Raw genomic sequence first — 1,369 nt, 5'->3', positions numbered from 1 at the left:
CCTTTTTTTTCATTCCCCCCTTAAATCTGTAAGGCGGGGCTAATTCCCCGAAAAAAAAAAAAAAAAGACCCGCCTCTAGCGAACCACTGCCAATCACCCAAGTATTGGCTGATAAAAAAAGAAACTAATAATACTAAAGTTGATATTGAAAATGCTTTCACTATTAACTCTGAGAGAGGGAGAAGCTTTTTATATTGCTCGTAATTCAAAGATACTCCTAACGAGGCTGTAGAATTTCTCATTTTCAGCCTGTTTATTTTAAATAAAAATGACAGTAGCTTACATTTACTTGAGATTAAATAGATTATTTTGTTTTTATTAACTAATTGATTAAATTGAGTCATAAATGGGATTAGAGGGCTAAATATGCGGGATTTATTGAGTTAAGGGCTGAGCCCTTCCGTTAATGTAAACTATTCCTTAACTTCTCTATATTATGAACAAGACAGTACATTTGCCATTGCGTATTCACTTTATCTTGGCCGCGCAGCGTGAATTTATTCATCCCTTTATTCACCGTAATATTACCGAATACAGGCTCAATAGCACCTAGTCGTTTACTATATTCTCGCCTGCCAGGACTACTGTCTATTTTTACTCGCATTTTATCGGTATATGAGATAATTTTATCTTTTATATTCGTTTCAAACTGAACCTGCCGACCTTGTTTTATAGGTTTCTTTCTCATGCATTGAGTTTGTAATGGGCAAACGCGGCAATCTTTTAAATACCCTGAGTAGCGAACATAATGCCGACCTGCTGTTTCGATATTTTTAACACTCAACCACATTTCCTTACCTGCTGGGCAATGGCACGTTTGTTTCTTTTCATCAAAGTAGAAGTCATTACTATTAAATAATCTAGACCGACCTTTACTTCGTTTTAATCGTCGTTTCTCTTGCTCTGTTTGATACGTTTCACTTTGACTAAATAAGGGGTTACGACTTCTAAAGGCACTATCAGCCATGTAAGCATCGAGCCCAGTGCTTGCCATGAATTCAAGATTAACTTCACTATGGAAACCGCTATCTGCGGTAAATTTAGTGGTTGAAAAAGTATCAGGAGTGCCTAACTTGGTAAGTTGTGCTTGCAGCTGTTCGATGGCAGGTTTTAAGGTTTGTTGTTCACCAACTGAACCCCATGTTTGCGCTTGTAAGATGATTTGATGTTTATCGTCGTTAATGGCAATGCCATTGTAGCCTTGAATAGTGCCTTTACTGGTGGTCATTTTCGCACTATCTGGGTCGGTGATATTACTTTTCACAGGCGTCTTACGACTGCCTAACTTTTCTTCATTCATTGCTAAAAATGCTTTAATTTTATTAGCACTTTTATCAAGCTTGCCCTGCTGTTTTAAATCATGTGATAT

1 protein-coding gene is annotated in these 1,369 nt (G+C 37.1%); it reads right to left on the bottom strand.

Annotated elements, in window-relative coordinates; genetic code table 11:
• Positions 1 to 403: 403 nt before the first annotated feature.
• A partial coding sequence (locus AMM48_RS22020) for a transposase (RefSeq protein ID WP_198413580.1) occupies positions 404 to 1,369 on the bottom strand: 966 nt, incomplete at its 5' end.

The organism is Thalassospira sp. GB04J01, assembly GCF_000751115.1.
GTDB classification, from domain to species: Bacteria; Pseudomonadota; Alphaproteobacteria; order Rhodospirillales; family Thalassospiraceae; genus Thalassospira; species Thalassospira lucentensis.
Note: the sequence above shows the minus strand (reverse complement) of the source record. Positions and strands in the feature narration are given on the sequence as shown.